This is a genomic window from Acidisphaera sp. L21 (genome assembly GCF_009765685.1).
Classification (GTDB): Bacteria; Pseudomonadota; Alphaproteobacteria; order Acetobacterales; family Acetobacteraceae; genus LMUY01.
The window spans coordinates 1-7,452 of record NZ_LMUY01000095.1 but is presented as its reverse complement, the minus strand read 5'-3'; the positions used below and the strand labels follow the sequence as shown (position 1 = coordinate 7,452).

At 59.8% G+C, this 7,452-nt stretch carries 8 protein-coding genes; 4 read left to right on the top strand and 4 right to left on the bottom strand.

What is annotated here, in order from left to right; genetic code table 11:
* The first annotated feature begins 75 nt into the window (after positions 1-75).
* From GSQ76_RS32815 to GSQ76_RS19200, 3 genes are all read left to right on the top strand, one after another.
* Positions 76-168 carry a PEP-CTERM sorting domain-containing protein gene (locus GSQ76_RS32815; protein ID WP_158745734.1) on the top strand — a complete coding sequence of 31 codons (93 nt, stop codon included), beginning with the start codon at positions 76-78 and terminating at the stop codon, positions 166-168.
* A gap of 995 nt (positions 169-1,163) precedes the next feature.
* Positions 1,164-1,928, top strand: coding sequence for a beta-propeller fold lactonase family protein (locus GSQ76_RS19205; RefSeq protein ID WP_158745733.1), 765 nt, complete (start codon positions 1,164-1,166; stop codon positions 1,926-1,928).
* A complete protein-coding gene (locus GSQ76_RS19200) occupies positions 1,901-2,308 on the top strand; it encodes a YncE family protein (RefSeq protein ID WP_158745732.1) in 408 nt (135 codons plus the stop codon). The genes GSQ76_RS19205 and GSQ76_RS19200 overlap by 28 nt, the downstream gene beginning before the upstream one ends.
* Here GSQ76_RS19200 and GSQ76_RS31290 read toward each other — a convergent pair.
* The 4 genes from GSQ76_RS31290 to GSQ76_RS31280 form a co-directional block, all read right to left on the bottom strand.
* Entirely contained in the window at positions 2,262-2,570 is a 309-nt protein-coding gene (locus GSQ76_RS31290) for a hypothetical protein (RefSeq protein ID WP_216851166.1), read from the bottom strand. The genes GSQ76_RS19200 and GSQ76_RS31290 overlap by 47 nt on opposite strands.
* Positions 2,567-2,866 carry a hypothetical protein gene (locus GSQ76_RS31285; protein WP_216851165.1) on the bottom strand — a complete coding sequence of 100 codons (300 nt, stop codon included), beginning with the start codon at positions 2,864-2,866 and terminating at the stop codon, positions 2,567-2,569. The genes GSQ76_RS31290 and GSQ76_RS31285 overlap by 4 nt, the downstream gene beginning before the upstream one ends.
* A 228-nt stretch (positions 2,867-3,094) precedes the next feature.
* Positions 3,095-4,498: an MFS transporter gene (locus GSQ76_RS19190; protein ID WP_158745731.1), complete on the bottom strand. Its 1,404-nt coding sequence runs from the start codon at positions 4,496-4,498 to the stop codon at positions 3,095-3,097.
* A gap of 57 nt (positions 4,499-4,555) precedes the next feature.
* Positions 4,556-4,885: a hypothetical protein gene (locus tag GSQ76_RS31280; protein ID WP_216851164.1), complete on the bottom strand. Its 330-nt coding sequence runs from the start codon at positions 4,883-4,885 to the stop codon at positions 4,556-4,558.
* A 303-nt stretch (positions 4,886-5,188) separates the two neighbouring features.
* On the opposite strand from GSQ76_RS31280, the gene GSQ76_RS19180 reads away from it, so the two are divergent.
* Positions 5,189-7,452, top strand: a 2,264-nt coding sequence (locus GSQ76_RS19180) for a type VI secretion system Vgr family protein (RefSeq protein WP_158745730.1), incomplete at its 3' end; no start/stop codon positions are given.

The window sequence follows — 7,452 nt, the reverse complement described above, 5'->3', positions numbered from 1 at the left end:
CGCCACCTGATCGACGGAAAAGGGTCTCAGAGCAGCGCTTACACTGTAACGGGGTTACCGCCAATATCGACGGCTGTGCCAGAGCCGGCTAGCTTGCTCGTGCTCGCCGCCGGCACACTTGGAATTTCGTTCGCCCGTCGGCGCAGGCAGAGGCTCTCGGCTTGCTAAAAGATCTACGATAACAATCTATTCCGACCAAATTCGCCGGCGCGGTTTGGTTGGCACGATCCACTTCGACCGCGACGTCCCGTGGACGGAACGGCGTTGTGCCTATAGGCTTCGTTGCCCGAACAGTAGTTTGTCCGGGCGACGGGTGCTCTCGGATAGCTCAGCTGAAAACACGCGGAGAGCCGGCGTGAGGCGTGACGCACCTCAATGGCCGGCACCACCGATTGCGAGCATGGATTTAGGCCGAGCTTCCTGCTTCGAGAATGCACGAGAAGCAAAACTCAATCTACATGGCTACGATTCAAAGCCAAGGTCAATCATTCCGTCCGAGATGCGTCAACTTCTCAGTTTTCGAAGGAGGAAGCTTGGTGTAGCAGTGCAAGCCCTTTCAGCCGATCCCCCGGCGCAGTGAACGGGTGCGGATGTCCGGTGTCCGCCATCGGCCTCCGATAGGCAGATCTGCGGTAATCCACCACTTCTCGCCGTATGTCGGGGCAACCTTGCCCGCGCCCGACAACTTGTTGCCGCTCCACCGCCACCTGCTGAACCGAACATTACGCTCGGGCCCTCCGATCACCGGTCGTCGCATCCCTGCTGCGGTGGCCACATAGTCGGCATCGAGACCTTCATGCGCTGCACCCAGCCCCGGGCGCCACCTGGACCGCCGCAGTCAGCCGGGAAAACGACGTCGTGATCCAGCACGGCACGATTTACCCGCAAATCGCAGCCCTTTGGAGAGTTTCGTATGCCAAGCGGCGTCCGAAACTCATCACGAGACCAAACGGGTCGCCGTGGACCGCTTAAAGTATGTCAGCTCCCATGCCTGGCCGCATGATAGCCGTCATTTCGGACGCGGAGGCTGTGAGACGGCTGTAAGGCGTTCGTTCGAGGCTTCGGCGAAATTCGCCGATGACCTTGCGACAGTTTGGCGCTAGATTTTACGAAATGGGTTGGATAACCAGCCCAACGGAGGAACGCCGATGCTAAGATCTGCGATGTTCATCGTCTCCGCGTCCGCCGCAGCGTTCATCTGCGCCGCCCCAGTCCGGGCAGCGGACGTTATCCTGTCGATGAACGACAATCACACCGTGCTTGACGAGAAAGGCGCCCAGATCGCTGCTACGCCAATGCGGCCAGACACAGTGGACTTTATCGATATCGGTCAAAGCCCCCCGCGCATCGTAGGCACTATAGAGGTCCCTGGCTCGGTCGTTGGGCCGCCATTAGCGGTATGGATGGCGGCCGACGCCAGTTGGGCCATCCTGACAGCTGCGACTAAGGCGGATCCGGCCGTACCGCTCGGTATCGCGTGGGACGACACTGTTTCCGTGCTCGATTTGACCAGCACACCGCCCCACGTGTCACAGGTGCTGCATGCGGGCGCCGGCGCTACCACTGTGCGTTTGTCGCCGGACGGCACATTAGCACTGGTGTGCAATCGCGCGGAGGGCTCCATTTCCATGTTCAAAGTGAAGGACAAGCGCTTGGAGCCGATGGGTAAGGTAACATTCGGTGATCAAAGCGGTGCCAGTGGCCTTGCGTTCAGCCCCGACGGGCAGACTGCCATCGTTAGCCGCCCATGGGATGACCGCGTCAGCGTGTTGCACATCGTAGGCACTGCGGTGACATTAGATAAGCAGCCAATCACACCGCGATACAGCCCTACACGATCGACGCTGTCCCCGGCGGAAATTTGGCTGCTGTCAGCAACATGGGTCGCGGCAGTGGCGACGTGGATTCGGTCTCCCTTGTTGACATGACGGCTAGCCCGCCCCACGCCGTTTCCATCGCGCCTGTGGCGAGCGGGCCAGAGCCGATGAAGTTCTCGCCTGACGGCAAGTTCTTGGCCGTCGGTGCGGAAATGGGCACGCCGCTGGCCACGTCCAATCCGCTCTACCATGAACACGGTCTGATACAGATTTACGCTTTGACCAATAAAACGCTGAGCTTGGTTGCCACTGGTCAGGTTGGCCGCTGGACGGAGGGCATTGCCTGGTCTCGCGACGGCAAGACGCTGCTGGTGCAGAGCGACCGCGACCGCATCATCAGCGTGTTCGACTTCGACGGGCAGACGTTGATCGCGAAGCCCGATCTCATACCAACCGGTGGCCCGGTCGCATTTGGAGTGCCCTGGCAGTAGCCACCGGTATCAGCGCGACCAACAATTCGCCGCCAGAGATTTCAAGCGCCGTGCCCATGACGTATGAGTTGGTCATGAGGAAGACGGCCGCGTGCCTGATGTCGACGGTCGTCCAGCCGCCGGGCTGGCTCGTGTTGACGCGGATCGGGGCCGGGTCCAGTGCGAGCGACTGCAAAAGAGATTCGACGGCTGCGAACCTCGACGGGACTGCAGCCAAGCCGAGCTTGGCCCCGGCCCCGGTGCCGCCGGTGAGGAAGGTCATCGAGCCGCGGGCCCGCAAATGCGGAGCGGCATGGCGGGTGCAGGCCCAGGTCCCCAGAAACTTGCCCTCCAGGTATCCGCGGACGCCTCACCTGTCCGGGTCCATGAATGAACCCCAAGGCGCCAGTCTGATCCGGCGGTGACGACGAGGGGGTCAAACGCGCCGATGGCCTCGAACGCGGCTTGCACGGCCACCTCGTCGCGAATGCCCAGAACGATTTGCTCAATCGCAGCCAGGTCCTGACGCTCCTCGGCCGAGACATTGCGGCGACTGGCGACCGTGACGGCCGCGCCCATGGCGTGGGCTGCCTGTGCACTCCGAGACCGATTGCCGTTTTGCCGCCGACGATGACTACGCGCTTGCCGCTGAGGTCGAACGAGGTTGCCTGATCTGGCCGGCGCTCGCCGCTGCCATACCTGCGGGACGAACTCATGATTTAAACTCCGGCCGAGAGGTGGGTACACGGTGTCCGTGTATCCACCTTCCATTTGGCCGAAGGCTACGAAGCTGACCTTCGTCAGCATTTAGACTAGGGCCGATGTCTTGGAGAACGCTTCCGCTCGCAGCCGGTCGTAGTCCGCCTTGGGCAGCGGCACGGCGTCGCGATGGCCGAGGTCATGCATTTGGATGCGGTAGGTCTCGCGCGCGGTGAAGGCGGCAATTGTCGCAATCGCGGTGATCCCCAGCGTGATGGCGCCCACCGTCATAGGGATGTTGGCGGCCCCTGGAGGCGCCACTGTGGCGAACAAGGCTGGCAGCAGCGCCGTGATCGTCGTGCCGACGTTCTGCGCGACCGCCATGGCCGTCACCCGCACCCGGGTTTGGAACAATTCCGGATAGAATGAGGGGAAGGCGGCGTTGTAGCCTTGGTAGAACACGCCCCACATCAGCACGGACAGGACCATGGCCAGCGGGATGCTGTGGATACTGATTGCATATAGGTAGCCGAAAGACACCAGTCCCGCGAGCAGCGACCCGATGATGATGGGCGGCCGCCGACCGATCCGATCCGAAAGGTTGCCGACGAATGGAATAAGGAACACGGCAACGACGTTTCCGACAACCGGGATCCACAGGTAGACGTCCGCTGCAAAGCCGATGCCGTAGGCCGCCTGGACCGCGTAGACCGCTCCAAACACCGTGGCGACCACCGGGATGACGTTCATCAGCGCCATGCACACGACGCGTAACATGTCGTCGCAGCTGAGGCGGAAAGCCTCTGGAATGGGTGCGCGCGGGATGCCGCCGTGCGAGCCCTCCTCGGTGAAGGCCGGGGTTTCATCGACCCCTCGGCGGATTACGTAACCCGCGACAACCACGAGTGCGCTCAGCAGGAACGGCACCCGCCAGCCCCAGGACATGAAGGCGGTATGGTCCATGAACCGGGCAAGTGGAATGAACACGGCGGCGGCGAAGATCTGCCCGGCCTGCACGCCTTGCAGCGCGAAGGAGGAGAAGAAGCCACGCCGACCGAAGGGCGCATGCTCCAGGATCAACGAGGACGAGCCGGAGATCTCGCCCGCAACGGCGAAGCCTTGGACCAGCCGCAGGATTACCAACAGGACGGGCGCCAGCAAGCCGACCTGGCTATAGGTGGGCAGAACGCCAACCAGCATGGTGGAAACGCCCATCATGAACATGCAGACTAGCAGAACGTTCTTTCGGCCGTGGGTGTCGCCGAGATGGCCGAGCACGAAGGCGCCGATAGGACGAGCGACATAGCCGACCCCGTAGGTCGCCAACGAGGCGATGATGGCCACGGCCGGGTCAGCGGACGGGAAAAACAACTGCGGGAAGACCAATGAGGCGGCGGTCGCGTAAATAAAAAAGTCGTAGTATTCGAGGGCTGATCCTATCCATCCGCTGGCAGCGGCTTTTTTGGATTGCCCGCCGCCGGGTCCGTGGTCGAAGCTTTTGTCCGCTTTCATGTCCATGTCCTCCAGACTCAGTTTTTTGTTCTAAAAGCTCTGGGTCAATTGCCCCCGTCAGTATTGCAGTTGGCCAGTCACTTGCAACTCATCGACTGTTGCTGTGCCGAAGCCGAAGAACTCGAGATAGGCCGGGATCATCTCGAGCAGCCTGTCCGTGCCCGCCTGCACGGTGCAGTCCTTGACCTTCGCCGCACGTAGGCTGTGCCGCTGCGGATCGTCGTGCTGGCCGATGCAGCCCCGTGCGTCGCCGCCACCTGCGCCAAAATATGTTAGCCAGTTCCGATTTGCAGTGCCGATCCTTTCATTCAGGCCGCCTTCTACAAAGCCACCGGTGTCCTTGGCGAAGTTAGGCTGAAAGCCTGGCGAGTTGCGCGAAAGTGACAAACTGTAACAGGTTTTCCAAAGTTAGTGCATTTATCAATTCGACAACCTACATTCCGACATCGTAATGTGACGACTGAGGGCCATGTTTATCACGGCGAGACCTTCAGGTGCGATTTCGAAGATAGAGATGGCGAACTTCACCGGGATCAATTTGACGGACGTGCGATGATGCACATGAGGCGAAGGAGACTATCCAATGTGCCCTCGCGAAAGCTGCATTAAAAATGCGGTTCCTCGATATCGATCGCCACCACGGGAACGCACTCGCCCTGTTATAAGACCCAAGCCTGGCGGAGCATCGCGATGAGCGGGATAAGGCCGCAAACCGACGCCCTGTCCGGTGAATTCAATCAATCTGGCCGCTCTCTCGCCATTGATACGCCACTTGGCCCCGATGCGTTGCTGCTCACCGCGATCGAAGGCGAAGACCCGGTCTCACGGCCGTTTCTGTATATCGTCGATTTTTTGACCCAGGCCTCGGACGCGGAAATCGGCGATCTGATCGGCAAACGGGTCACATTATGGCTACAGAACGACCGTGAAAGCTGGCGGCGGCCGGTGAATGGGTTCGTTCGCCGCATCACTGGCCAGCCTGTGACGATGCGCGGCTATGGCGGCTATCGAGCGGAGATCGTGCCTAGGCTTTGGTTCATGGATTGCACCGCCGACTGCCGTATTTTTCAGTCCATGACCTGCCCGGCGATCATTGAGGCGATGCTCGAGGAATACGGTGTCGCCGACGTCGACATGAAGCTGCTGAAAACCGATTATCCGACCGTCGATTACTGCGTGCAGTACCGCGAATCCGCCCTGGCCTTCGTGTCGCGGCTGATGGAGCATGTTGGAATCTTCTTCTTCCATCAACATACCGCGGACAGCCATACTCTAGTCATTACGGACAGTAATCACCTCACCAATTTCACCAACCCACGCCAACTCGCCACCTCGTCGCGGTCAGATCTGGGCGAGATCCAGCGGGTTTGGAGCGACATGGTGTTCCGGCCCGGCACCTGGGCGCTCAGCGACTATGACTTCGAAGCCCCCTCAAAATTGCTGAAGAAACAAGCTAAAACGACCCTGCCCGTGGCGTTGATGCCGCAACATGAGTGGTTCGATTTCCCCGGCGGCTATACCAATCAGAACGTTGGCGATTGGCTGACCCGAGTGCGAATGGAGACGGAAGAGGCTCAACACAAACGCCTGTTCGGTGTTGCCAGCGTGTGCGCCCCGCAGCCCGGGTTCCGGTTCGACCTGGTGGACCACGGCGCTACATCCAATTCCGACCCTGTCGGTTATCTGCTGACAGAGGTGCGTCACCACGCGCAAGAACGCAGCTATTTCTCGGAGCAGGGCAGCGGCAGCGAGTATAGCTGCGATTTCATCGCCATTCCCGCAGCGGTGCAGTATCGCCCCCAACGGATAACCCCAAAATCCGTCGTGCAAGGCTCACAAACGGCGACCGTCGTCTCGCCCAGTGCCGACGACCCGATCTACACCGACGAGTATGGACGCGTGAAGGTCCACTTCCATTGGGACCGGCGGGGCAAGCGCGCTTCGGGTGCGACCTCCTGCTGGGTTCGGGTCTCGCAGAACAGCGCCGGCGCCGGTTTCGGCGGGATCGCCATTCCACACGCTGGGCAAGAGGTAGTCGTGGACTTTTTGGAGGGCGACCCGGATCGGCCGCTGATCATCGGCCGCGTGCACAACGCCGAGAAGATCACACCGGTCAACCTACCCGCGGACAAGCACAAGACGATCACGCGCGATCACGGCGACAACAAGATCATTATGCAAGGCAAGTCGGGCAAGCAGCACTTGAGCCTGGTGTCTCCGCGATCGATCAACATGTTTGCAGTGCGCCAGATCGCTAAGCCGCTGTCGGCCGGAACCACGATCGGGGGGGTGGACTTCGGAGACTTCGACGATGACGTCGACAACGCAGCATTCAACGATATGACAAGAATCTACAACGCGCTGCAGACGCAAGCCGACACCACACCAGATGGTAACCCTACAGGACAGACCCTGTCGGCCGCCAATACCGCCGGCACTGCGGACACGGGCACTGGAGCGGGCGTCGATATCAATGCGATGAGTGAAGGCAACATAAATGGCCTTAGCGTCGGCAATACGAATGCATGGGTGGGCAACGATTCAAACATCTGGGTGGCGGGTAAATCCTATACGCACATCCTAGGTACGACTGAGTTCGTCGGCGAGGATCATGTCTCGAATACTGCTCCATCACAAACCGACACCATTGGGACTCACTCAGAAAATACGGACATACATTATGAGTACACGAGCTTTCACGCCGAAGAAACCGTCCTCCACGTGGAAGAAAATCACCTCCACATCGAGGACCATTGGGGCGCCCACATCGAAAATCATGATATTCTGCACTTCGAATCGCATGTTGGCATGCATATCGATGCGAGTACTAATGAGACGATTTCATTTGGACCAGACGCAACGGAGGATAGTGCCAATAAAAATACCGTGCATGACATGCTAATAACACTGACTAATTTGGGGCAAACTGTGTCACAAAACTACACGCAGTTGAC